Origin of the sequence: Streptomyces sp. NPDC005799, assembly GCF_040630525.1 — a bacterium.
GTDB lineage: Bacteria > Actinomycetota > Actinomycetes > Streptomycetales > Streptomycetaceae > Streptomyces > Streptomyces griseorubiginosus_B.
The window spans coordinates 1-21,925 of the sequence record NZ_JBEXXQ010000068.1 but is presented as its reverse complement, the minus strand read 5'-3'; the positions used below and the strand labels follow the sequence as shown (position 1 = coordinate 21,925).

34 protein-coding genes and 3 pseudogenes are annotated in these 21,925 nt (G+C 70.6%); 5 read left to right on the top strand and 32 right to left on the bottom strand.

Annotated features, from left to right (window positions below; all coding sequences use genetic code 11):
- Positions 1-372: 372 nt before the first annotated feature.
- Both ABZ453_RS43425 and ABZ453_RS43420 read right to left on the bottom strand, forming a co-directional pair.
- Positions 373-588: a MerR family transcriptional regulator gene (locus ABZ453_RS43425; RefSeq protein WP_359024348.1), complete on the bottom strand. Its 216-nt coding sequence runs from the start codon at positions 586-588 to the stop codon at positions 373-375.
- 172 nt (positions 589-760) lie between these two features.
- Positions 761-886 (bottom strand): annotated as a pseudogene (locus ABZ453_RS43420) (IS5/IS1182 family transposase); the annotation flags it as partial.
- Positions 887-2,011: 1,125 nt separating this feature from the next.
- On the opposite strand from ABZ453_RS43420, the pseudogene ABZ453_RS43415 reads away from it, so the two are divergent.
- A pseudogene (locus tag ABZ453_RS43415) lies at positions 2,012-2,218 on the top strand (IS5/IS1182 family transposase); the annotation flags it as partial.
- Positions 2,219-2,582: 364 nt separating this feature from the next.
- On the opposite strand, the gene ABZ453_RS43410 reads toward ABZ453_RS43415, so the two are convergent.
- The 12 genes from ABZ453_RS43410 to ABZ453_RS43355 form a co-directional block, all read right to left on the bottom strand.
- On the bottom strand, positions 2,583-3,011 hold the full coding sequence (locus ABZ453_RS43410) for a hypothetical protein (RefSeq protein WP_359024346.1): 429 nt from the start codon (positions 3,009-3,011) through the stop codon (positions 2,583-2,585).
- A 150-nt stretch (positions 3,012-3,161) separates the two neighbouring features.
- Positions 3,162-3,536 carry a hypothetical protein gene (locus ABZ453_RS43405; protein ID WP_359024345.1) on the bottom strand — a complete coding sequence of 125 codons (375 nt, stop codon included), beginning with the start codon at positions 3,534-3,536 and terminating at the stop codon, positions 3,162-3,164.
- 164 nt (positions 3,537-3,700) lie between these two features.
- Entirely contained in the window at positions 3,701-3,916 is a 216-nt protein-coding gene (locus ABZ453_RS43400) for a hypothetical protein (RefSeq protein ID WP_359024343.1), read from the bottom strand.
- 13 nt (positions 3,917-3,929) lie between these two features.
- A complete protein-coding gene (locus ABZ453_RS43395; RefSeq protein WP_359024341.1) occupies positions 3,930-4,091 on the bottom strand; it encodes a hypothetical protein in 162 nt (53 codons plus the stop codon).
- Between the two features lie 143 nt (positions 4,092-4,234).
- Positions 4,235-4,825 (bottom strand): hypothetical protein, encoded by a 591-nt coding sequence (locus ABZ453_RS43390; protein ID WP_359024339.1) that lies wholly within the window; start codon positions 4,823-4,825, stop codon positions 4,235-4,237.
- The gene (locus ABZ453_RS43385; protein ID WP_359024337.1) at positions 4,822-5,325 is read right to left on the bottom strand and encodes a hypothetical protein; all 504 of its coding nucleotides are present in this window, start codon (positions 5,323-5,325) and stop codon (positions 4,822-4,824) included. Before ABZ453_RS43385 ends, ABZ453_RS43390 begins: the two co-directional genes overlap by 4 nt.
- Positions 5,322-5,960: a hypothetical protein gene (locus ABZ453_RS43380; RefSeq protein WP_359024335.1), complete on the bottom strand. Its 639-nt coding sequence runs from the start codon at positions 5,958-5,960 to the stop codon at positions 5,322-5,324. The genes ABZ453_RS43385 and ABZ453_RS43380 overlap by 4 nt, the downstream gene beginning before the upstream one ends.
- Positions 5,961-6,006: 46 nt before the next feature.
- Positions 6,007-6,711, bottom strand: a complete 705-nt coding sequence (locus ABZ453_RS43375; protein WP_359024333.1) for a nuclease-related domain-containing protein — start codon at positions 6,709-6,711, stop codon at positions 6,007-6,009.
- Positions 6,712-6,714: 3 nt separating this feature from the next.
- A complete protein-coding gene (locus ABZ453_RS43370) occupies positions 6,715-8,364 on the bottom strand; it encodes a hypothetical protein (RefSeq protein WP_359024332.1) in 1,650 nt (549 codons plus the stop codon).
- 55 nt (positions 8,365-8,419) lie between these two features.
- A complete protein-coding gene (locus ABZ453_RS43365) occupies positions 8,420-8,605 on the bottom strand; it encodes a hypothetical protein (protein WP_359024330.1) in 186 nt (61 codons plus the stop codon).
- The gene (locus tag ABZ453_RS43360) at positions 8,605-8,871 is read right to left on the bottom strand and encodes a hypothetical protein (protein ID WP_359024328.1); all 267 of its coding nucleotides are present in this window, start codon (positions 8,869-8,871) and stop codon (positions 8,605-8,607) included. The genes ABZ453_RS43365 and ABZ453_RS43360 overlap by 1 nt, the downstream gene beginning before the upstream one ends.
- Positions 8,868-9,173 (bottom strand): hypothetical protein, encoded by a 306-nt coding sequence (locus ABZ453_RS43355; RefSeq protein WP_359024326.1) that lies wholly within the window; start codon positions 9,171-9,173, stop codon positions 8,868-8,870. Before ABZ453_RS43355 ends, ABZ453_RS43360 begins: the two co-directional genes overlap by 4 nt.
- Positions 9,174-9,320: 147 nt before the next feature.
- Here ABZ453_RS43355 and ABZ453_RS43350 point away from each other — a divergent pair, with 147 nt between their 5' ends.
- The 3 genes from ABZ453_RS43350 to ABZ453_RS43340 are packed head-to-tail and all read left to right on the top strand — an operon-like array spanning position 9,321 to position 10,349.
- Complete coding sequence (locus tag ABZ453_RS43350; protein WP_359024425.1) at positions 9,321-9,668, top strand: hypothetical protein; 348 nt, start codon at positions 9,321-9,323, stop codon at positions 9,666-9,668.
- Positions 9,616-10,008: a GIY-YIG nuclease family protein gene (locus tag ABZ453_RS43345; protein ID WP_359024421.1), complete on the top strand. Its 393-nt coding sequence runs from the start codon at positions 9,616-9,618 to the stop codon at positions 10,006-10,008. The genes ABZ453_RS43350 and ABZ453_RS43345 overlap by 53 nt, the downstream gene beginning before the upstream one ends.
- 59 nt (positions 10,009-10,067) lie before the next feature.
- A complete protein-coding gene (locus ABZ453_RS43340) occupies positions 10,068-10,349 on the top strand; it encodes a WXG100 family type VII secretion target (protein ID WP_359024324.1) in 282 nt (93 codons plus the stop codon).
- Positions 10,350-10,355: 6 nt separating this feature from the next.
- Here ABZ453_RS43340 and ABZ453_RS43335 read toward each other — a convergent pair whose 3' ends face one another.
- The 3 genes from ABZ453_RS43335 to ABZ453_RS43325 all read right to left on the bottom strand — a co-directional run bounded on the left by ABZ453_RS43335 (position 10,356) and on the right by ABZ453_RS43325 (position 12,087).
- Positions 10,356-10,538: a hypothetical protein gene (locus ABZ453_RS43335; RefSeq protein ID WP_359024322.1), complete on the bottom strand. Its 183-nt coding sequence runs from the start codon at positions 10,536-10,538 to the stop codon at positions 10,356-10,358.
- Positions 10,539-11,516: 978 nt separating this feature from the next.
- Positions 11,517-11,723: a hypothetical protein gene (locus ABZ453_RS43330; protein WP_359024320.1), complete on the bottom strand. Its 207-nt coding sequence runs from the start codon at positions 11,721-11,723 to the stop codon at positions 11,517-11,519.
- Positions 11,707-12,087 carry a hypothetical protein gene (locus ABZ453_RS43325; protein WP_359024318.1) on the bottom strand — a complete coding sequence of 127 codons (381 nt, stop codon included), beginning with the start codon at positions 12,085-12,087 and terminating at the stop codon, positions 11,707-11,709. Before ABZ453_RS43325 ends, ABZ453_RS43330 begins: the two co-directional genes overlap by 17 nt.
- 309 nt (positions 12,088-12,396) lie before the next feature.
- Here ABZ453_RS43325 and ABZ453_RS43320 point away from each other — a divergent pair, with 309 nt between their 5' ends.
- Positions 12,397-12,732: a DUF6233 domain-containing protein gene (locus tag ABZ453_RS43320; protein ID WP_359024316.1), complete on the top strand. Its 336-nt coding sequence runs from the start codon at positions 12,397-12,399 to the stop codon at positions 12,730-12,732.
- A gap of 12 nt (positions 12,733-12,744) precedes the next feature.
- Here the strand turns inward: ABZ453_RS43320 and ABZ453_RS43315 are convergent, their stop codons facing one another.
- The 15 genes and pseudogenes from ABZ453_RS43315 to ABZ453_RS43245 form a co-directional block, all read right to left on the bottom strand.
- Positions 12,745-13,422, bottom strand: a complete 678-nt coding sequence (locus ABZ453_RS43315; RefSeq protein WP_359024314.1) for a hypothetical protein — start codon at positions 13,420-13,422, stop codon at positions 12,745-12,747.
- Between the two features lie 42 nt (positions 13,423-13,464).
- Entirely contained in the window at positions 13,465-13,905 is a 441-nt protein-coding gene (locus tag ABZ453_RS43310) for a hypothetical protein (protein ID WP_359024313.1), read from the bottom strand.
- Entirely contained in the window at positions 13,902-14,612 is a 711-nt protein-coding gene (locus ABZ453_RS43305) for a hypothetical protein (RefSeq protein ID WP_359024311.1), read from the bottom strand. The genes ABZ453_RS43310 and ABZ453_RS43305 overlap by 4 nt, the downstream gene beginning before the upstream one ends.
- A 4-nt stretch (positions 14,613-14,616) precedes the next feature.
- On the bottom strand, positions 14,617-15,195 hold the full coding sequence (locus ABZ453_RS43300) for a hypothetical protein (protein ID WP_359024309.1): 579 nt from the start codon (positions 15,193-15,195) through the stop codon (positions 14,617-14,619).
- Entirely contained in the window at positions 15,192-15,491 is a 300-nt protein-coding gene (locus ABZ453_RS43295; RefSeq protein WP_359024307.1) for a hypothetical protein, read from the bottom strand. Before ABZ453_RS43295 ends, ABZ453_RS43300 begins: the two co-directional genes overlap by 4 nt.
- A gap of 95 nt (positions 15,492-15,586) precedes the next feature.
- Complete coding sequence (locus ABZ453_RS43290; protein WP_359024305.1) at positions 15,587-15,805, bottom strand: hypothetical protein; 219 nt, start codon at positions 15,803-15,805, stop codon at positions 15,587-15,589.
- Positions 15,802-16,017: a hypothetical protein gene (locus tag ABZ453_RS43285; protein WP_359024303.1), complete on the bottom strand. Its 216-nt coding sequence runs from the start codon at positions 16,015-16,017 to the stop codon at positions 15,802-15,804. The genes ABZ453_RS43290 and ABZ453_RS43285 overlap by 4 nt, the downstream gene beginning before the upstream one ends.
- Complete coding sequence (locus ABZ453_RS43280; RefSeq protein WP_359024423.1) at positions 16,014-16,754, bottom strand: hypothetical protein; 741 nt, start codon at positions 16,752-16,754, stop codon at positions 16,014-16,016. The genes ABZ453_RS43285 and ABZ453_RS43280 overlap by 4 nt, the downstream gene beginning before the upstream one ends.
- Before the next feature lie 406 nt (positions 16,755-17,160).
- Positions 17,161-17,376 (bottom strand): annotated as a pseudogene (locus ABZ453_RS43275) (WhiB family transcriptional regulator); the annotation flags it as partial.
- The gene (locus ABZ453_RS43270) at positions 17,373-17,735 is read right to left on the bottom strand and encodes a hypothetical protein (RefSeq protein WP_359024301.1); all 363 of its coding nucleotides are present in this window, start codon (positions 17,733-17,735) and stop codon (positions 17,373-17,375) included. The gene ABZ453_RS43270 and the pseudogene ABZ453_RS43275, both read right to left, overlap by 4 nt.
- Positions 17,735-19,573: a hypothetical protein gene (locus ABZ453_RS43265; RefSeq protein ID WP_359024299.1), complete on the bottom strand. Its 1,839-nt coding sequence runs from the start codon at positions 19,571-19,573 to the stop codon at positions 17,735-17,737. The genes ABZ453_RS43270 and ABZ453_RS43265 overlap by 1 nt, the downstream gene beginning before the upstream one ends.
- Positions 19,574-19,752: 179 nt before the next feature.
- A complete protein-coding gene (locus ABZ453_RS43260) occupies positions 19,753-20,355 on the bottom strand; it encodes a hypothetical protein (RefSeq protein ID WP_359024297.1) in 603 nt (200 codons plus the stop codon).
- Positions 20,356-20,536: 181 nt separating this feature from the next.
- Positions 20,537-20,983 carry a hypothetical protein gene (locus ABZ453_RS43255; protein WP_359024295.1) on the bottom strand — a complete coding sequence of 149 codons (447 nt, stop codon included), beginning with the start codon at positions 20,981-20,983 and terminating at the stop codon, positions 20,537-20,539.
- Positions 20,980-21,423: a hypothetical protein gene (locus tag ABZ453_RS43250; protein WP_359024293.1), complete on the bottom strand. Its 444-nt coding sequence runs from the start codon at positions 21,421-21,423 to the stop codon at positions 20,980-20,982. Before ABZ453_RS43250 ends, ABZ453_RS43255 begins: the two co-directional genes overlap by 4 nt.
- Positions 21,420-21,740: a hypothetical protein gene (locus ABZ453_RS43245; RefSeq protein WP_359024291.1), complete on the bottom strand. Its 321-nt coding sequence runs from the start codon at positions 21,738-21,740 to the stop codon at positions 21,420-21,422. The genes ABZ453_RS43250 and ABZ453_RS43245 overlap by 4 nt, the downstream gene beginning before the upstream one ends.
- Positions 21,741-21,925: the final 185 nt, after the last annotated feature.

Sequence of the window (21,925 nt, the reverse complement as noted above, 5' to 3'; positions counted from 1 at the left end):
TGCCGATGCCGGTGCGGTCGGAGTCGGTGCGGAGGCCTCGGCCTGGTCGAAGTGGTCCTGTGCTTCCTGGGCGTGGTGGAAGGCCCAGTGCTGGGCGGTGCTGAGGGCGGTGGCCCGGTCGAAGTTGACGGGCGGGCGTCAGCCATGCGGGCTCCTGGTGGCGGGAGGGGGCGCCCGCCGCGCAGCTGCCGGCGCTCCCAACCCCCCGGAAGTGAGTGCCGTGTGAGCGGCCCGTGCGGCGGGCGCCGGGCACGACGAAGGCCCCGGATCTCGCCGATTCCGGGGCCTTCGTGGTGCGTTCTGGGTGTCCGATTTTGGACATGGTTGTGCGAGAAGATCGTGGCGCATGGATCGTTGCACGTCAAGCGGAGTTTACCGTGTGGCGCGTTGACCTGGCCGGGTGGGCTTGGCAGTGACCTTGGCGGCGGTGACGGCGTCGACGAGGTACAGGGGGTGTCGGGAACTGCCGGCCGCGCGTTGAAGGAGGCCTCGGCGTACCCAGTCGCGAATGGTGGCGGGCTCTACGCCGCAGGCCTTGGCCGCGAGTTGGGTGGTGAGGTAGCCGGGCGGTATGGACGCGTAGCGCATGCGTCCCATGGTGCAGCAGGGGCGCCCGTTGCAGCGTGTAGCGGCCTCGGGCGCCGTGGGCGCGTCTACTGCTGTCCGGCCTCGTTGGCGAGCTGGGCTGCCAGCGCGTTGAAGGCAGTGACGTACTGGTCGGCCATACGGAGCGTGCCGCTTTCCGGGGTGACGTTGTACGGCCCAGCACACGCCTGCCCTTGCGGGTTCCGGTCGCGATGCGGTGATCTCGCAGCAGTTGGGCCAGGTGCTCGGCTGTGGACCGCTTCACATCGAGCACGGCGGTGTATGTGACACTAATCGACACGTGAGGCCCCTCGGTCGGATCTTTCCTTCGCAAGATCGTTCCTACCAGGGGCCTTACGCCTGTCCGGACTTGGGGACCACACGGGGCACAGCACCACCGACGCGATCACAGCGAGCGACGGGCACTTACCGGAAAAGGCTCACCGGCCAAGATCAAAGGTAGAGCCGACCGTCGTCGTCGAGCCGCGTCGTGCTCGACGACGATCGCCGACCCGGTGGCGTATGGCTGCTCGCTCCGCCGGGGCGTCGGCACGGCCGTTGTGGCGGAGCGGCCGGTCCCCCGGGCCGCCCCGCTTATCTGATCACCTCTGGGACACCACGTTCATGAAGGCGTGCATGGCTGCTCCGTGGCCTGGTGGAGGCTGCCAGAAAGGGAGGCCCGGAAGCAATAGTCCTGATTATTGTTCTCCGACCACTCTTTTGAATTCCCAGGGCGGGCTATGTCGCTAGCGTCAATGTACAACGTCGTTGTACCACTGGGGACCCAATACGTCGATTTCATATGGGTCCCCACCCGGTCGCAGTCACCGCCAACTATATAACCTGATGAATTGAACGCCTTGACGCACCAGCGGTAGATGTTCGGCGACTTATTGCTGAACAAGACGAAATTACAGTCGTTCTGCTTCCAGTCGCACGGAGGGCTTGCCGACGCACTGCCAGGAATCACCACAACAGCTGAGGCGGCCAAAATGCCGACCGTTGAGACCTTGGCCAACCACTGCTTTACTTTACGCATCACAATCCCTTTCAGGATAAGCAAGAAACCGGGAGAATAGCAATGATTCCCGGGCACAACCCAGCCTAGGTAGGGTCAGAGATCACGTGTGAGGCAACTCACCAGCTCGATCGTTCATGAGGTGAGAGGGCGCCCACCGGTGCACCGAGAGTTGCACCTCTGACTTCCCCGCGGCGGGGGAGCGGCGGGGGTTGCACCAGGTCGCACAGTGAGCCTTTTCCGGTAAGTGCCCGTCGCTCGCTGTGATCGCGTCGGTGGTGCTGTGCCCCGTGTGGTCCCCAAGTCCGGACAGGCGTAAGGCCCCTGGTAGGAACGATCTTGCGAAGGAAAGATCCGACCGAGGGGCCTCACGTGTCGATTAGTGTCACATACACCGCCGTGCTCGATGTGAAGCGGTCCACAGCCGAGCACCTGGCCCAACTGCTGCGAGATCACCGCATCGCGACCGGAACCCGCAAGGGCAGGCGTGTGCTGGGCTGCTTCCGTCAGGCGGTGTTCATTTTGCGCTGGTTTCTCGACGGCACTCGTCTGTCCCAACTCGCCTGCGACAACGGCCTGTCGGCCTCCACCGCATACCGCTACCTTCACGAAGGGCACCATGAGCTGGTGCCCGCCGTTGCCAATGTGCTGTTGCCGGAGTGCGTGTCCAGTGTCGTCGGGAACGTGACCCTGCCGCCGCCTGTCGTGGAGATCCATCTGTCGACGTCCCGCCTGGGTGAGCAGGACAAGGCGATCGAGGCAGTAATCGACGTGACGCCAATCGGGGCTCGGGAGGACGCTCGTCCGTTCTACAGCACCGGTGAAGTCCTCGATGGGGAACTCGTAGAAGGAGACGACTGGGGGCCGGCGATCCTGGATGCCTTCGTCGTCATGGCCATGGACTGGGGGTATCCGTCCCCTCTCTTCTTGACCCAGGGGCGGGTGCTGTCGATGCCAGATCGGCCGCAGTGATGCGTGGTCATCCTTCGCGTGCGCGTCGGTAGCCGCGGCGCCCCTCGAGGGCCTTGGCGGCTGTGGCGCCGTACCAGCGGTTGGTACCGCCGTCGGTGGCGTCAGGCTCGGGCCAGCGGCGGCGGGTGAGGTCGGCCCGGATGGTGCCGGCGGTGATGCCGATTCCGGCGGCCTCGAGTTCGGGTGCGGTGTAGAGGCGGCGGGGCTCGAGGGTCACGGCCTGGCGGTCGATTTGCTCTCGGATGAACGCGTCGACGGCGTCCGGGTCGTACTGGACCCAGCGGCCGCGCCTCTCGGGCAGGGGTGCGGGCCAGTCGGGGTGGCGCCGCCAGGTGGTCTTGACGGTGGTGAGCGGGCGTCCGATACGGGCCGCGATCTCCTCAATGGTCTCGGGCGGCCTGCGGGGCGCTGTGGGCTGCTCGCGGCGGTCTACCATCGGTGTTCTGTCCTTCCTGTGGGAGGGATGGATCCAACCGGCAGAGGTTTCGCGACGGCACGGTGTGCCGAGGGCTTCGGTCCGGCCTCTGCCGGTTCTCTCGTCTTCAGTGGGTGCCGCCCCCGGCTGGCTGCCGGGGGCGGTGTTGGATCAGTCAGCCTCGTTGATCACCAGCCAGAGGGCGAGTGCCTTGAGCGATTCCTGAGCGATGATCAGGTTCGCGCTGGCTCCCTCGGCTCGTGTGTCCATGTACCTCGTGGCGCAGAGCGCGTAGAGGTCGATGGCGGCCAGGAGGTGGATGCAGCCGGTGTAGAGCTGGATCCCCTGGAGCTCGCCCATGGGCTGCTCGCCTGCGAGGTCGGCCACCCGCTGGATTGCGGGGTAGGCCTCCTGCACCGGGATGTGCTGGTCGGTCGGGAGGCCGATCGGCACGGGCAGGGCCCTGCAGACGTCAACGAGGATGGTGTAGACCGTCGAGATCGCGAGGGCTACTTCCCTCAGGACCTCGTCGTTGTGGTCAGCCATGGTGACTGTCCTTCCACTGTTGAGTTGAGATGGATCCGAGGCTTCGGGGTTCGCGGCCCCTCACCTCTTGAGCAGTACTTTACAACACTTGAGTAGTGGATTGCAACACCCTTGGGTGAAGAAAACGGCCCCAGCCCGCGAAGGGCCGGGGCCATACGGTCCGGTCAGGCCAGCTGCCAGCCGGACAACCGGCCATCGCCGCCGACGTCAGCCGAGAGCCTCCGGCCCGGAAGGTCCTTCACCTCGAGCCCGACAGCGGCCGCGATCTCCTCCGCCGGGTACCGCTCCGGTTCGGCCCGGTCCTCTGGCGCGGCGTCGGCCACGACCTCGGCCTCGTCGCCGAACAACAGCAGTACCCGTGCGTTCACTCGCTCGCTCATGCGGCGGATCCTCTCAGTCCTCACGCGTCAGCTCGACGGTGTACTCGTCCTGATTCCATCCGGGCGCAGGCTTGCGCGTGGGGAAGTGGCCGCCGCGCGAGGCCTGGTAGGTCGTCTCGTGACCCTGCAGCCGCTCGTCGTCGGGCTCGATGGGCTTTTTGAATCCGAGTGCCATGATGGCGCTCTCCTGTCTCTTCGATGGGGTGGGAGGACCGGGGCGGGCCGCGCTCTTCTTGGCAGTCGGGGCGGCCCGCCCCGGGGTAGATGAGCCGGTAGATGCCGGGTAGATCGCGGTAGACGCGGTGGTAGACGTGCAGGTCAGGCGGCGGTAGACGGTTCGGTAGACGTCTGCTCGGCGTCAGTTGGGGAAGGGGCCTCGAGGTCTCTGCGTCGCACCCCCCAGGTGGGGATCCCGCCCACCTTCACGTTGCGGTCGGCGGGGATGCCCAGCAGGGTCAGACGGGCGCGCATGTCGGTGACCGTGCGGCCCTCCCACTGGCCGTCCTGCTGGAGGCGGGCGAGGACGGTCCGCAGGTGCACCGCGTCGGCGTCCCCCATCACCTCGAGCAGGAGGCGGCGAACGGCCTCGACGGAGGCATCGCGCGAGGCGTCGCCGCCCTGCTCGTCCTGGTCCTCGGGGGCGGTCTTGCCCGCCCGGCAGGCGGCGAGGATCCAGGCGGTGCTCAGCAGCCACAGCAGGTTGGGGACGGCGCGGACCAGGCGCCAGAGCAGGTACCCGGCGAGGCCGAGCAGGGCGAGGCGCGCCCAGCAGCCCAGGGCAACGCGCCAGCCGGTCAGGTCGTCGCGGCGGCCGCGGGCGACCCAAGCCTGCAGGCCTGTCGTGAGGCGGCGCCGGAGGACGGTGGAGCCGGTGGCGAGACGGTCCGCGTGGCGGGCAAGGCAGCTCACAGGATCCCCGCCCCTTCGACGGCGGCGACCACGCTGGATCCGGCCGCGTTGAGAGCACCGGGCAGCCACGCCAAGGCGCCAGCCACACCGGCGGTCAGCAGCAGCACGGAGCCGACGAACGCACCGCCCACCATGCGCCGCTTGTCCTTGCGGCCGGCGCTCTTGTAGGAGAGGGCGACGAGAAACACCACGATCACAGCCACGACCGCGCCCGTGGCGCCGAGACCGACCAACTGGCCGCTGGTCAGGCTGGCGGCCGAGCTCGTGCCGGCGGCGGCAGAGCTGGTGCGTTCGCCGGCGCCGTTGGCGACGGAGCCGGAGTGGGTGTGGGCCCAGCCGAGCATGCCGCCCGGGCAGGCGGCGGCGCAGGCCGCGGCGGCGAAGCCTTTCCCGAACGCGGCGAGCTGCTTCATCTCGCGGCTGCCCGTCCACCAGGGGTGGAGGTTCGCGGTCAGGACGAGTAGGGCGGCGAGCAGGCCGCCGAGGGTGAGGCCGGTCATCGGGTTACTCCGGTGAGGAAGGTGATCGAGTCGAACCAGTCGAGGACCCCAAGGCCACCGATCAGGGCGGTGACGAGGAGGAAGCGGGGTATGAGGCGGCCGCCGGAGTGCCGGTCCAGGCCCCACGCCGCGGTCGCGGCGACGCCAGCGATGACGTACGCGGCGCCGATGCCGGCCTCGGTGCGGGCCTGGTGGACGGTGTGGCCCCAGACCCCGACCGGGCTGCGGCCATAGGCCCAGGGCAGGAGCGCGGCCAGCACGGCGACGAGCAGGCGCCAGGTGATCAGCGCGTCCCACAGCCGCTCCCACAGGCGCGGTGGTTCCTCGGCTGTGGGTTCTGGTGCGACGAGCACGACTTCGTGGATGTGCCGGACCTCGACGGGTGCCGGAGGCGGCGGAGGAACGGTCACCGGCGGGGGCGGTGGGGTACGCCAGGGCGGCGCCTCGTCCGGCCTTGGCGGACGCGCGGGCAGCGGCGCGCCCGCGGGGATGACGCGGGTCGGGGTGATCGGCTGGGGCTGGTTGTCGGGAGTGCTCACAGCGGGGTCCTGGTGGCCGAAGGGGCGTACGTGGAGGCGGCGGAGGAAGGCGCGGGCGCGCAGCTCGTCGCCGCCGGTCGACGGCTGCGCACCCATCACGGGTCCTGCCAAGCTGCGCGCGGCTGCGGCTGCGGGAGGTGGGTCATCGGGTGGGTCCGTTCACATAGGGCGGGAACAGACGGTTGGCTTGGTCGGCGATGCGTCGGCCGTAGCCGCGGTGGGCGGCGGCCAGAGTGCGCAGCCGGTTGCAGGCGTATTCGGCGGGGATGACGTGGATGCCGTCGAGCTCGAGGGGCTCGCCGCGGAGGGCGGGACCGTCCATGACAACGACCGGGATGACGGGCACGCCGAGGGTGGCGGCGACGGTGGCGGCCTCGTGCTGCAGGCCGTCCAGGCGGTCGGTTACATCGCGGCCGCCGTGAAGAAGGCGGCCCGCGCGGACCGCGACCGGCCAGCGTGCCGACCAGCGCTTGGTGTCCAGGACCATCACCACGCCGCGCGGGCTGACGGCCAGGTGGTCGATGTTGGCGTTGCCGCGGGGCAGCGCGCGGTCGTGCAGGACCCGCCACCCGTACAGGGCGAGCGGCGCCAGGCGAGCGGCGGTACGACGCTCTCCTTCCGCGCCGGCCTCGGAGCGGGCGGCCAGTGCCCCGGCCTGGGTGGGGATGCCGAAGGCCTCGGCGATACGGACGGCCGGGGTGCGCAGCTGGCGGGCGCGGGCCGCTGCGGATGCGCCCGCCCTGCCCGGGCGGATGCGGTTGCGGCCGGTGAGGCTGCGCAGCCAGCGCGATCCGCGCCGCGAGTACAGGAACGCGGCGATCGCGAGGAGCGTGATCAGGGCGGTCACTCGTCAGGCCTCTCTGGCAGGCGGCTGCGCATCCGTGACGACACCGGCGAGGGCTTCGCGGATCAGCTGGGCCTTGGGCTGGCCGATGCCCAGCTCGGACTTCAGGACCTGGATGGAGGCCGGGCGGCCGTGGATGCGGCGGTGGTCGGCATGGACGCGCCGGGCCCGATCGAGGAGCTCCTCGGGTACGGCCGTACCCGGCGTACCTGTGGCCCGAGGTACGCGGCGTACCTGCGGCTCGGGTAGGCCGTCGAGTACGGGTACGTCCCCTACCTCCCGGGTACGCGGGTGCTCGGCCGGAGCCGGCCCCTCCTCGCCTGCGATCCAGCGGGCGAATGCTCTGTCGTCTTCGAGGCTGCTGGGCAGGTCGGGTACGCGGGCGTGTACCTCGGTGCGGGTACGCCGGGTACGCAGCATCTCGGCGGGTACGGCACAGGCGTGCTCGGGGCGTACCCGGGCCTCGGTGGTGAGGGCCAGGTGCAGGTCACCCGACTGGTAGGCGTACTCGATGCTGTCGGGTATGGCCTCGTGTGGGCCGCTCTGGGTGGCCGGGTCGACCGGCGGGGAGGCGAACAACTCGAGGCGCGGGGTCTGTGCGGCGGGTACGGCGGCGCGTACCTCAGGTAGGGGTACCTCGGGTACGGCGTGCAGGGCGATGCGTACCTGGGCCTCAGATACGGGGACGCCGTACTGGGTGCACAGCGAGGCGAGTTCGGCGGGTGACGCGTCCGGATGGGCGGCGTGTACTTGCAGTACGGCATCGACCGGGTCCATGCGGCGCAGCTCGGCGCCGGTCACGCCGAGCGGTGTACTCGGGTAGGGCTCAGGTTCGGGTAGGGCGGCCCATGGGGTGGGCAGTTCGACGTTGCGCAGGGATGCCGCGTTGCGGCGGGCGGCGAGCTGCTGCAGGAGCCGGTGACGCTGGCCGGCGTCGGTGGCGGCGCCGGAGCGAGCGACGGAGGCCTTGAGGGCGGCACGCCCCCACGGTCCGAGGTGGGCGCGGGAGGCGAGGCGTACGGCGCGGGCGGTGGCACGGTCGCGGGTGACTTGAGCGGCGCTGCGGCCACGGACGGCGAGGCCGAGGTGGGACAGCAGGCGCTCGCGCAGCTCGTGCCCGATCTGTGCGGGCAGGCCGGTGGATAGGGCCTCGGGCCGGGCGACGCGGATCTCCAGGTCCATGGCGAGGTGCCAGAGCAGGGCGGCCATGACTGGCCCGAAGACGGCGCGAACGAGACCGCCGACCAGGCCGGATTCGGTGAATGCCGGGATGATCTGCACGCCGGCGATGCACCAGACCATGACGCCCTGGACGCCCGGTGTGCCGGCCTGGGTGTCCGTGGCGGTGGCCTGCTTGTTGGCGCGTGCCATGACCGCGCAGACGATCAGGACGACCTCGCCGGCCGCGAACAGCCACAGTCGCTCGCGGGTGGCCATGTGCAGTCGGTGGTCGGCGAAGCGCCAGCTGGTGTCGGCGGAGAAGCCGGTGCAGACGAGCGCGCCGATGCCGGCCGCGAGGACGTTGCCGCTGGTGCGGCGGACGATGTAGGCGACGAGGCCGGTCAGGAGCGCGACGAGGACGCCCGCGGCCGCGACGGTGGGCCAGTGGCCGTCCGTCCACGCGATGGGCTGGTCCAGGAACACGAAGGACTCCAAGAGAGAGAGGCCGCCCCCGCCGGGGGGAGTGCGCGAGGGTGACCGATCTGGTGGGTCAGCTGTCGTCGGATTCGGTGGCGTCGCCGCGGGCGGCGATGCGCGTGAACGCGAGCTGGTCGCGGGCCGCACCCTCGGCGCGCAGCTGCTCGCCGCTCGAGCGGTGGTCGCTGGCGCAGTCCTGCGTGGTGGTGGGCTGGCTCGCGATCTGGTTGGGCTGGCGGGTGCTGATGCGGCGCGTCATCACAGGGCCTCCGCGATCTCGCGCAGCCGTGTGCCGAAGTCGCGGCGGATGACGGATCCCTCGATCTCGGGGACCTGCTCGCGTAAGGCGCGCGTGAGGGCCGGGTCCATGGTGGTGGCCTGGATCAGGGCGTGACGGCCGATGGTGGTGATCGGCTGGTCGGGCCGGTTGGCCTCGAGCCGATCGGCCATCTCGCCGAGCATCCGTCTCACCAGCGTGGTCGTCTGGGAGCGCGGGCGGCCGTAGCGGCCGTTGGGGGCGCTCATCCGAGGGCCTCGGCGGCGGCGCGCAGGCGAAGAGCGGCTTCACCTCGGGTGATGCCGGTCAGGTCCGGGAGCACGCGGGTGGCTCGCTCGAAGCTGTCGTCTCGGACGACCTGGGGAAGCGGCTTGAGGATCGCGTCGACGGCGATGTTCATCGCCATGCCGCCCGCCCGGTTGGTCATGGGCTCGGTGGGGTCCAGCTCGAGCATGCGGGCGGTGACGATGAGGACCTGGGCGCCGTAGGACGGCTGGTCGATCAGTCGGCGGAGGGCTTCGTCCGTGGGGTTGGGCTGGGTAAGGTCCATGGCGGACCTGCTCCTTTGATCGCTGGGAACGGGTCCCCCCTCGCCCCGGAGTGCCAGCTCCACATGGGGCGAGGGGTTTTCCGTTGTGCAGGTCCGAGAGTAGCGAACTTCCTTGTTTTAAAACAAGGAAGTTGGAAGGATGGAGTTATGCCCGACTCCTCGCCGGAGGAAGTCGACGAGACGGGAGGCCCGGACTTGATCTCTTTCGCGGACATGCCCGCCCGCCTCGAGGCTGCAGGCCTGAAGAAGGTCAGCGCGCAGAGGTGCCGCCAGCTAGCCGAGGAAGATCCCGAGTGGCCCGTCCCGATGGATCAAGCGCTCAAGGTCGGCCGCATGCGCCTCTTCGACTGGCGGGTCATCGAGCCGTACTTCCGAAACAGGAAGTCGCGGCAAGGGCAGCGCACCGACATTAAGACGGAGGGGACGACGCGTGACGCGGTCGATGATGCAGGGTCAGATGCCGCAGCCGGGGGTGGGCGACAAGGGCGCCGGTGAGACTGCCGTCTACCGGCTCAGTGACGCTGACGGCAATCTCCTGTACGTGGGGATCGGGCGGAACCCCATGGCGCGTTGGGCGTCACATGCCGATCAACACGCGTGGTGGCCGCGGGTCACCTCGTTCGAAGTTGCCTGGTACCCGAGCCGCGAGGAAGCGGCAGCCGAAGAACGGCGGGCGCTCCGCGAGGACGGGCCGGCGTGCAACATCCACGGCACGCCGGGCTGGGGCGCATTCCTTGCTCGGGCGACCGCAGAGTGCCGCGTACAGGGGAACAAGGCGCACCGCGACTGGGCCAATGCTCACCCTGAGTGGAGGAGCGCGAGCGGGCGACGCTGATGGCCCATGCCTGCAGGTCGAGGTGGAGACGTCATCTGCCCGTCTTAGGATCCCTGCACGTGGCACACACCTTCGAAGAACTCGTGAACCTGCAGCGCGCGGCCGACGAGGCGCACGCGCGTGTCCTCTCCCTGCGTGACGAGTACGGCCCGTCAACTCAGGGCGGCTGGAGTGGCGAGCAGGCTGACGCGTACGACGAGTCGTGGCGGGCCTGGCGCACCGCGGCCGAGGTGGTGCAGGCGGCCGTCACCGCGCACGCGAAGGATGCGGAGAAGGCGCGCCATGACGTCGAGGGTGCAGTGAAGAAGGCCGCTCGGCATCCTGAGCCTGCCGAGAGTTGACGCGGGTCAGCGGGTGGAGATCCGGTACTCGCCGGGGTGCGGCAGGGCGGCGAGCGCGGTCTGCTGCCGGTCCCGCATCTCGCGCATGGGGGACGGCAGTTGGTTGCTGTGGTGTCGCAGGACCTGGCGCAGGGCGCGGCCGCGGTCCGGTACGGGCGGTGAGCCATGGGCCCGGGCATCCGACGACAAGTAATCACCCGATCGGCCGATGTAGGCCCAGTCCCGGTGTGCGGCGCCCCCCGTTTGGACGCACGGTGAACGTGGCTGGCTTGCCGTTGAGCGACAGCAGTGTTCGCCAGCTACCGGGGAGGTGCCGTGGCTGTGATAGCTCTGCTCGTCCCAGTGGTACTGCTTCTCATGCTCTTCGGGCTGCCTGCCCTGGAAGATTCCCTGTTCCCGCCTCAAGAACAGGCGAGCCCGGAGCGGTCCGATGATTGACGCTCTGGCCGGGGAACGGCGCCCTTCTCGGAGGTGAGGCGGCGCGTGGATATCGAGCTGACTTACGACATGCTCGGGGGCCGATTGCGGAAGATTGGTGATGCCACAATCTCCTACGATCAGTTGGGGAACCGGCCTTGTGCCCTGGGGAGTTGGGCGCTTGGGTATGACCGCCTGGGTGGGCGTCTGCGTACAGTGGGTGGCGCCCAGATCACGTACAGCAGATTGGGCCGGATTCTCGCTGTCGGCCAGTGGAGCTGCGAGTACAGCAGGCTCGGCCAGCGGCTGCTGCGGATTGGCCCCTATGAGCTGAGGCACGACCGCCGGGGTAGCCGAGTGCGTGCGATCGGTCCTCTTGAGATCTTCTACGACCGGCTCGGTTCGCGTCCCAATCTGGTCAGGCTGCCGGGCGAGAGTCCGTCGCTGTCCGATGACCTCCTCCTGGCGCTCTTCCTTGTTTTGCACCGGCAGAGGATGGCCGCGAGGCGGGCGTCTCGACGAGAGTGAATCGGCGCTCGGCGCGCTGGAGGCTTCGGTGTATGCGGTCAGCGGGTGGAGAGTCGGTATTCACCGGCGTGCGGCAGGGCGGCGAGTGCGGCCTGTTGCCGGTGCCGCGTCTCGTGCATGGGGGACGGCAGGTTGGTTGCTGTGGCGTCGCAGGACCTGGCGCAGGGCGCGGCCGCGGTCCGGGTATGGGCGGTGAGCCATGATCCTCAGCATGGCAGACGATCAAGTGTTGTCCGACCAGCTCGTCAACACCGCGCCCTCCTGCTCGTCGACGAGGGTGATGCGCGTACCAGGCCGGCCCCAGCTGCCCACCCAGGATGAGAACTTGCTGTGCGCTGTCACCTCGCGCCGCCACCAGCCGTGCATGATCGGACCGCCGGTGCCGGACAGAGTGAGGTGAAAGCGCCGCGGGTCAACCGGCGTGCTCATCGTGCCAGCATTCCTCGTCCGTCCAGATGGACAGCGGGACGCTCAGCCCCATCTCCGCTGCTGCCTCTTTCGCCACCTCGCGCAGGAGGCCGAGGATCTCCTCGACGGTCGTCGGGCCGCCGGGGTGGGGAGGCCTCATCTCGCGGGCATGGGGCCAGCACAAGTGGAGCCAGCGTGGTCCGTCGCCTGCATTGATGACCTTCGTCGTGATCCCCGGCTCGCCGCACACCGCGCACGGTGCGAGCGGAAGGGTGTTCAGCCGGGTGCGGAACTCCTGGCGCGTCGGCTCTGGCCCCGGCGCCAGCGGAAGGGCGGCCGGGTCGATGCCGTGCTGGCGCAGCTCCTCGGCGCGCATGCGCTCCACGATGACCTCCCGTGTCCTGTGCCATCGAACCTTGATCGTGTGCCATCGAAGTTTGATCGACATAAGCCCTGGTCACGAGCCTGCTGGTGTCGCGCGGACTCCTGGCCCGGCGGCCGGCCCGGCAGCCCCGGGAGTCCGTCCTTGAGTGCCGCATCCGGTCTTGCCGAGCCTCTACCAGGAGTGATCAAACTTCGATGACACAAACTCGCGGCCGTCAAGGTTCGATGGCACGCGGTCAAGGTTCGGTGGCACCGGACATCCCGTCCCCCTGAGTGTGCGCCCGCCACCCTAGCTCCTAGAATCGAACGTGTGAACTATCCAGGCCTGTCGAGACTCCTGCTGCTCCGCTTCCTCGAGCGCGTGCAGCTGCGGGACCTGGAACGCACTCGCCGATGGATCGCTGACGAAGAGCGCCGCGAGGCAGAGCGGCAGCGCGGTCTCGAGGCACGACCGCCCGCACCGGAGTGGCTCCTCGAGCGTGGCCTGTCCGGGCGGGAGGCGGTGTATGTCCACGTCGGGGATTGCTGGAACGCGGGCAAGCGGGGCCGTGGTATCACCCGCGAGCAGGCGGTGCGTGCACTCGTCGACGGAGTGAAGGCATGCCCCGCTTGCCGGCCGGACACCGCACTTGGCGTCCTGGACTGACGTGGCCAAGTGTCAGGCGGCGGGCTCGAGGCCGCTGGCGTCCCGGGTCGGCTCGCCTACAAGTTGGCTTTGTCCGGGCTGGAAGTGGCGCAGGGCCAGCCAGGAGTCCGGCGGATATGTGCACAGGCACCACTCGCACTGCACGGCCTTGGTCATGTCCGCGTACAGGCGGTTGCCGCAGACGATGCCGCCGGTGTCGACGGCGATGCAGTAGCCGAGGAACTGAGGTTCCTCGAGGTCGCGGCCGGGCTGGACGACGGCGCGGACGCGCTCCACCAGCCGGCGGATGTCCCAGCCGAACGATGCGCCGGCGTACCAGCGGGCGATGAAGTCGAGTTGGTCGTCAAGGTCCGATGCGGCGATGGTGACGCGGTGCGCGAGCGAGGCGGCGAGGGCTGGCTGCGCCCAGCTGCGCGTCTCGTAGACCGCTTCCCGCCAGTCTTCGAGGACTCCGACGATGCCGCCGCCGACGCGCAGGTCCAGGACCTCGCTGTCGACGGGGAGCGGGGCCTCGGCGCGGCGGACGCGTCCGCCGTATTGGGCCGGACCGGCGGCGCCTGGGGTTAGCCACGCGTCGAGGGATTCCCACATGCGGGGCAGACGGACGAGGCGGTGGTGGGTGGCCTCGGTGCAGGCGTGGCAGAGGCTGCCGTACTCGAGTTCGCGGGTGGTGCACAGGGTGCAGATCATGGGGTCCGCCTTCCTGCTGGTGGTGCGGGGTGGGTGGGTTGGTCAGCGTCTGGTTGGGAGGAGGACCGGCGGCCGTACGGGCTGGGTGATGGTGAGGTGGCCGTAGCCGTCGGCGAGGCCGGCGTTCTCGAGGACCTGCAGCACCGTGTTGAACCGCTGCCGGGCGAGATGCACCGGGATCCGCAGATCGGCGGCGAGGCGGGCAAGCATCCGCTCGCGACGGGACAGCGCCTCCGCGAACAGAGGCCTGAGCGCAGCGAGCAGGGCCTCGCTGGTGGAGACCTCGAATGTGATCTCGCCGGACAGCTGCTTGAGCAGGTTCTTCTTGCCGGACTTGCGGGGCCACTCGATGGCGGGCCAGTCCAAGACGACGTGCTCGACACCGTCCTCGTCGAAGGTCACCGTCCTGAGCGGGGTGGTATTGACCTCGTCGACGATGACAGCGTCCGCTTGGTAGCCCCGGCGGCCGCGGGGCGCGCTCATGCGCCGTCCTTTCCTGTGAAGTCGGCGCGCGCCTGGGCGTCTGTCGTATAGCCGGTAGTGGGGTAGGTGGCGAGGAGGAAGCGCAGCTGGTCGCGGCGTGCCGGGCTGGTGTCGGCAGGCAGAGTGAGGACGCCGCCGCCGACCGGCACGGACCAGGTGCCGTCCGGCTCATGCCTCCAGCTGCGGAGCAGGCTCGTCGTACCGAGCGCATCGAGCGGCTGTTCGTCCACCCCGAATGCGTCGTCTACCTGCGGGCTCGTCCCTGGGTGGACGACGTCGACGGGCGCGGCGCTGGACTCGTCCACCTGCTCGGTCAGGTCGAGGCCGATCTCCTCGCGCAGCCGCCAGACTCTCTGCTCGGTCCAGCACGCCACGTCGAAATGGTTCGCGATCTTGTCGGGCAACCCTGCGCCCAGGCGCGCATGGACGAGGACGCGCAGCCAGGTCGTGTGGACCCACTTGGTGTGAGAGTGCGAGATGCGGCACCAGTGCGCCGGCGGCCGGGTGCCGGCAGCGCGGTCGTGGCCAGGGCAGCCGACTTCTACCGGTGCCCCTGACCAGCGAATGATCAGAAGATCGCAGTTCGGATGCCCCTCAACTCCCGATCGGATCTGGGCCTCTGCCTCGCCTGCGGAGTTGTAACCGAGGTCCGTCACCGAGACGGCCGGATCGTGAGAGAGGCAGGCGATGTGGAATGTGCTGCTCATGGCGTCAGCCCTCCTTCGGGCCGCGGTAGCTGATGGAGAAGCCAGGTAGCCCCATGCCGAAGTCCGGGTCTGCGGAGGCTGGGCGGAGCGGTGCCCGGAGCTCGGTCTCGTCGACGCTGCACATTGGCTGTCGCGGTGAGCTGCCAGCGGGAACGCCGGTCCACCGGAAGGGCTCATTGCAGTCCGAGCAGGTGACCTTGATGTCGGCGTGGTAGCCGACCACGGTGGGGTCGGTCTCGCTGGCGGTGACCTTGTTAACCGCTACGTAGGCGCCGAAGTTGTCGTGCGGGCAGGCCTTGTCGGGGTCGGTCTGAGCGGTGCTGCGGGGCTCGATGCTGGCGGCTTCGATGCTGATGTTGCTGTGTGCCCAGTGCGGGGATCCGCCGTGGGTGACCTTGTTCCAGCCCGAGCCGTCTTCGTCGTCCAGGTAGAAAGTCGACTTTCCGTAGACGACTTCGACGATGTTGCGGCGGGTGCCGACGAGGTGGCGGGCCCAGTACAGGGGGAAGTTCTGGTTGTCCGCGACGATCGCGGTGATACGGCGGGCGGTGCAGGGTTCGCCGTTCCATCGGGTGTCGCTCATGCTGGGCTCCGGTCGTCGAAGTGGGCGGTGATCTCGGTGAATGCGGCAGCGCTGGCCGGGTCCAGGCGGTAGTCGTCTCGCCGGAATCTGGCCGGCCGGGTGCACTCAGGCCCGTGGACTTTTCGGCCTGAGTGCCGCCAGAAAGAGCAGCAGGGCACGGGCTTTGCGAGCGTGGCCGCGTCGGTGTGCGCGGCTCGGCGTGCCCGCTCATGCAGGGCCCGGTTGGTGAGGTGGATCTCCTGGCAGCGTCCGCCGAGGACGGCCAGGACGAAGGCGCCCCACAACAGGCTGGCCATAGGAATCCACTCGTGATGGGTGGCTAGCCACCCAGCGCTGCCGAGGGCCCCGAGGGCGGCCAGGCGGAAGGCACGGGCGGATCGTTGATGCGGCGTCATGGCGTCACCTCGATCTCGGCGAGGGGAACGCCGATGGCGAGTTGGAGGCGCAGCTCCTGCAGGCGGGCCATGGCCTTGCTGTCCCGGCGGGACAGGGCGCGGCGGGCGAGGCCGGGCAGGTTTCCCCAGCAGGGGTAACAGAGGTACTTGCCGGGGCCCTTGGGCTGCTGGCAGGACGGGCACGGCGTGGTCGTGGTGGTCTGTTTATTGCTCACTGGCTGGACTCCTCTTCTTCCAGGCGGAGTTGTGCATCGGCCACCGGGGCGGGCCGGGAGAGGGCGGAGCGGAAGCGGGCGGGGTCCTGGCGGATCGCTGCGCGCTGGTCGGGGCGGAGCTTGCGCCAGCAGCGGCCACCGACCCGCCGCTCGCGGGCGGCGGCGGACCGGATCGGCTGGTGGCACAGGGCGCACTCGGGGACGTCGCTCACGGGGTGGCTCCGCTGGTGCTACTTGTGGCCGCGCGCCATGCCGTGACCACGCTGTTGGGCACGCGCCCGGTGGCTGGGCAGTCCACGTTGTTGGCCTTGGCCCAGGCCCGCACCTCGGGCGAGGAGTAGCCGAGCGTGACCTTCTTCTGCTTCTTCGGCGCGAGCTCGGCTTCGCGGGCGCGGAGCTCGGCGAGGCGCTTCTCAAGGTCGGCGGCCTCGGTGCTGATGGCGCTCAGCTCCTGGTCGGCGGCGTACCGCTGCCGCAGCCCGGTGAGGGCGCCTCGGACACGGGCCGCCTGCGCCCGGATCTCCGGGTCTGAGTGGTTGTCGCCCCATGCCAGGAGGTCATCGACGGGGGGCGTGGAGGGGGCCGGGGTTGCGGCGGGAGGGGTGGGCACGGTGTCGGGCTCCTCTTCAGGCTGGGCGTGGCGCAGGGTGCGGTCGGTGAGGTGGGCGCCCGTCATGCACGTGGTGACGCCGCAGTTGCTGCGGATGCGGCCGGCGGGCGGGCGGCCGTGGTGCTGCTCGAAGGCCACGGCGCGGGCGTTGAACCGGCTGCCTTCGGCGTACAGCTGAGGCATGCGGCCGGCCATCGGCCCTGTCCAACGGGCGTGCCCCTCGCCGTACGACTCGACGGACTCGGCGAGGGCCTGCGTCCGGGAGCGTGCGGGCGGGCCGCCGTGGTTGTCGGACGGGGGTAGGCCGGCCTTGCGGCGGATAGCGGTGATGGTCGGCATCGGTGATGCCGACCTCGTCCATGACCTGCTGGTAGGTCGCCCCGGTGCGCAGCATCTCGATGGTGCGGCGCTCGTTCTCCGCCCGCCGCTCCGGCGAATACCGGAAGCCGGGTCCCGTCTGGTACGGGATCTTGTAGGCGTCCCGTGTGGCGGTGACGACCCGCTGGGAGACCTTGAGTTCCCTCATGATCTTCCGCATGGATAGGCCCTGGCGAAGGAGTTGGGCGACGTCCTCGCGCGGGGCCGGGACTGCCTGCCGCTTCCGCGTGGCCGGGGTCCTCTTCCGCCGTACGGGAGTCTTCGGCTTCTTCGGCCTGGTGGCCGCGGCTGGGGTGGCCGGGGCCATCGTGGGCAGGTGCTCGCGCAGCATGGTGATCGCGGCGGCTCGTCCCGTGGGCAGGATTGGGAGGGCGCGGCGTTCCTTGTAGGTGAGGCCGCCCCAGATGCCGTTAGGGGCCTTGCTGTCGAGGGCGTCGTACAGGCACTCGGCGCGGACAGGGCAGCCGCCGCAGATCTTCCTCGCCGTCTCTCCCTGGGCGGTGAAGAACGACCGGGCGTTGGTGCCGCCGCAGGCTGCGGAGGCGTGCCAGTCCGCGGCCGCCGCCGGGGCTTGGCCGCTCATCGGCCCCACCGCTGCTGGCCCCACAGCGGGGGCTGGGCGGTGGGCCTGCGCCGCGCGGGCCGTGACCGCGAGGGGGCGGGCGGAGTCTGCTGGCTGTTGTTGCCGCCTGTGCAGGTGTTCCAGTGCGCGACGGCCTTCCACTCCAGCAGCTCCGGCTCGGGCCGCTCCTGGTCGAGCTCGCGCACGACCAGGCCGCCGAGCCCGGTGGTGTGCGCGGCGAGTCCGCCGGCGGGGCTGGGCAGGGCGTTAAGGGGGATGCGGGGGCCTTTGAGCGTGCCGGAGCCGGTGGCCCAGCGGATTTGGGCGCCGCACCGGGTGCAGCTGGTCACGCCCTGGGTGGGGTGCGGGATCGTGGGCATCAGGACTCCTTTCCGCGCTGCGAGGCGGCGGCAGTTCGGGCGGTGTGGGGCTCGCTGCGGCGCCGCCCGCGCGGGCTGGTGCAGGGCTGGCCCTCGTCGGCGAGGCAGCCCGCCACGGGGCAGGCGATCGTCTGGGCCCCGGTCAGCTCGGCGCGGCCGACTGCCGCGCGGAACGTGGCGGGCATGTAGTCGTCGCGCATGGACGCCTCCTCGAGGACACGCGGGAACGGCGGAACGGTCGGCGCCGACGGGGGCGCGGTGACCGGGAGTTGGGGGAGCGCGCCGTAGTGGGCGCGCAGCAGCTCGCCCGCGCGCAGCACGCCGTAGCGGTGGAGCGCGGCGGCCGGCCCGTGCTCGGCGGCCGCGGCGAGGACCTCCGCGCCGGAGGCCTGCGAGCGCTCCTGGTAGGTGGCCTTGGGCGGCGCCTGATCGTGGTGGCCGAGCTCGGCGAGCCGCTCCTCCCACGCCCGGGCTCGCCGCCACTCCTCGCGGGTGATCTGTCGCTTGTGGGCGCAGGTCTCGCATGGCTGGCCGGTCGGCCATGTCCGCCCGTCCTCGCACAGCGGCAGTCCGCAGCCCTTGGGGACGATGGCCACGGCCAGCAGCCACGCGCCGACGTCACCGATGGTGCGGGCGTCGCGGTAGCGGGCGGCGATCCGGTCGGCCATCCGCTGCGGGGTCATCAGGTTGTGGGCGGCGCCGTCGAGCTGGCGGCCGATCTCGCGTGCGACTCGGCGCAGCATGAACCTGCTGACGTCGTCGAGGAGATGGCGGACCGGGGCCAGGCTGTCGTGGATACGGCGCGTCCAGCGCAGGTCCGGCCCGGCGTGCGGGGCGGGCGTGCTGGCGGCGGTGGGGTGGTTCCCGCGCGGAGCGCGAGCCGTGCCGGGCCGGAACGTGTCGGGCACGGCTGCGGCCGCGTTGTCCACAGGCGCGGGACCCCACTCACGGTCACCTCGCCTACGGCGGGAAACCCCCACAGGGGCCGTCTCATCACGTCGGTCAGTCGGGTGATCTTCCTTAGACGCGAGGGATCCGTCATGATCGCCCGGACCCGATCCGTCATAGACGACTGGTGACGCCTCCTCCCACAACGGCAGTTGCCCACCGTTGTCGGGTGTCAGGTCCTCGAGGGCCCCGGCCGGGGCCGGACTGCTGGGGATGGCGTGCAGGGGGTGGCGGTGGGTTTCGTAGGCGTGGCGGCCCTGCTCGCCCTCGCGGCGGTGGACGCTCAGCCAGCCGGTCTCTTCGAGGTCGTCGACCAGGCGGCGGGCCTGACGCTCGCCGAGGCATTCGCCGGCCTTCTGCCCGCTGTGGTGGTGCAGCATCTCGCCGAGCTCGGCGGCCGTGACGGGGATGTGGCGGGCGGTGGAGTAGGCGAGGAGCGCGTACAGGCGCAGCAGCCGGGGGCTGAGGGTCTCGGCCGCGCGGACGGGGATGCGTACCCACAACTCGCCCTCGGTGAGGGGGCGGACGGTGCGGTGTGCGGACTGGCCGCGGCCGCCGCGCAGGGTGCGCCGTACGGACGGGACCTCGGTGAGGCCGTCGACCGGGTCCGGCTGGGTGAGGGTGCGCAGGCCTCGCTCCACCGCGGACTTGGACAGGCCGAGGTAGGCGGCGAGGGTGGCGACCTTGGCGGTGCATCCCTCCGGGCGGAGGGAGAGCGCTGCCACCTTGACGTAGGAGCTCAGGGCCGCATCGGGGTACTGAGCTCCTACGACCAGGCGCAGGGGCACGCGGATGGTGAGTCCGCCGTTACGCGGGCGCGCCCCGGCAGCCGCGCGGGGCGGCTGGGGGTGCGGTGCAGCCGGGGCGGCTGCCAGCGCGACGGTGGACAAGACGGGTCTCTTTCCAGGCAGTTGGTGGGGGCCGGGCCCCGCCCGCCAGGGGGAGAGGCGGAGCGGGGCCCGGGTGGCGGCCGGGGCGCGGGGGACGCCCTCGGGGGTGGCCGCCGGCCGGTTGGCCTTGGGCGCTGGGCGGGCGGGGTGTGGTCATCGCCCGACCAGCCGTCGGGGGATTACTCGCGCTGCTGGTGCAGGTAGCGGTGGCCGCGGGCCTGCTCGAGGACCAGGGCCGGGATCACGAGGTCGTACAGGCGCCGTGTGCCGGTGTCGGGCCGGTAGGCGATCCATCCGCGGGTGTGCAGGACCTGCAGCGCGACGGTGGTCTGCATCTCGGTGAGGCCTGTGGCCAGCGCGAGCTGCTCGACGTCGGGCTGGTGGGCCGACCCGAGCAGGCCGCTCTTGGCGTTCGCCCGATGCAGCAGGTCGTGCGCGAGGAGGCGGGCGTGAGGCGGCAGGACGCTGTGGGTCAGGCACCAGCGGAAGACCGAGCGGAAGTACTCGGTGTCCGCCAGCACTCCGGGCTTGATGGATTCCTCGACGGTGAGTTGGCGCGGCACGTACATCGGGCGCAGCTGCGCCGACCGCTCCTCCAGCACGGCGGCCGTGTCCGCAGTGTCAGGTGCCGGTGCCGGTGCCGGTGCCGGTGCCGGTGCGGGGCTGGGCTCGGCGGCCGCTGCGTCGGGCTGGGATGCCGGGGCTGGCGCAGGGATGGTGTCGGTGTGGCGGCGGGCGAGGTCGCCGGGGGTCGGGATCCGGGGCTTGGCCGGTGCACTCATGTCGTCGTGTCCTTGTCGGTGCTCGGCGCTGGTGGGGCAGCGTTCTCGGATAGGCGCTGGTGGGTGGGCCAAGTGCGGGGCGCGTGCCGGTCGCACCACCAGCCGGAGGTGTAGAGGCGCGCGTAGGTGAGGCTGTGAAGCGACACCGCGCGCCACTCGCAGGCGGGCGGCTTGCCGCCCCTCACGGCCCCTCGTCCCACGCGGTGACGGCCTCGGCGGCGGCGATGTAGCCCGCCCACAGCCGGGCGTCCTGACCGCCGGGCACCGCGAGCCCGGCGGACAGGACGCGGACGACGTCGACGACGGCAGCCGGGTCGGCCCACCGGTGCAAGGGCAGGAACTCCGGCTCGTGCACCAGCTCGCCGTGCCGTTTGCGGGGCCCCCACTGCCACTGCTCGGCCGGGTGCTCCCACAGGAGGACGAAGCCGTCCTCGTATACGTCGGTGTTGAGGCCGCTCGCGTCGCCGTCCCAGACGAGGAGCGCGTCCAGCTCCGCTCCGGCGTCCGGGGCGAAGCGGTTCTCCTCGGTGTCCCGGGTCTCGGCATCGGACGGCTCGAGGCCGGCCGCCGTCAAAGCGTTGACGACAGCGGTGATGTAGGGGTCGTGCGGCAGTTCGCGGGTGGTCATGACGCTCCGATCGAGGTCGGGTGAAGGGAGGTGAGCGCGTCGGCCCACGCGGCGTCCGGGTCGGCCCGGGTGGCGTGCTGTTCCCACAGACCGACCAGGCCGTCAACAGGCCGGTCCTGCGGGGTGCGGCCGATGGGTTGGCCGCACCTGCAGGTCGCGCGGAAGTCGGGTCCGTCGAGCTCGAGGACCAGGGCGTGAGGAGTGAACGCCGTCCCGCCGCCGACGCTGGTGTCGGCGGAGATGTCCTTCTCCTCAGCCCGGGTCAGAGCCGCGTCGATCGAGGCGGCGAGCAGGCCGGGCGGGGCCTGCCAGGTCGGATCGCTGCTGTGGGGACCGAGCAGCTGCACGAGCGATTCACCCAACTCGTAGGCGAACAACGGCCGTACGGGCTGCTCGGCGCGCAGCACCCTCAGGATCACGTCGACGCGGGAGGCGGTCACCGGTCACCGTCCGAGCGCATCGGGATGGCGCGCAGCTCGGCGCGGGCGCAGGCGATCGCCGCACACCGGCCGACGCAGTACCAGTGCTCTTCGGCGACGCCATCGGCGTAGCTCGTGACACGGGTCATGCCGTCGGCCGGCGGACGGAACGTGTCCGTGACGGGTGTGCCGCAGCCGTCGACGGTGCACGGCTCGACGACGGCCATGTCCGCCGCCTTGCGGGGCTTGCCGGCCTTGCCCTCGTTCCACGCGTAGCGGGCCTTGATCTGGGCCTCGCTGGTCTCGGGCAGACGAGGACGCTGGGCAGGGGTGGGCATCAGCGCTCACCATCCGTGCCGAGCAGGGCCGCCCAGGCCACCATCACGACGGCGACGGTGAACGCGGTGGCGAGCAGCAGGTGTTCGGGGCGCATCAGCTGCCACCGTCCTCGGCGGCCTGGTCCTGCTGGGAGCGCCAGGCGGCGGCCTCGTCGTCGGGCAGCTGGGTGTAGCCCTCGATCTGG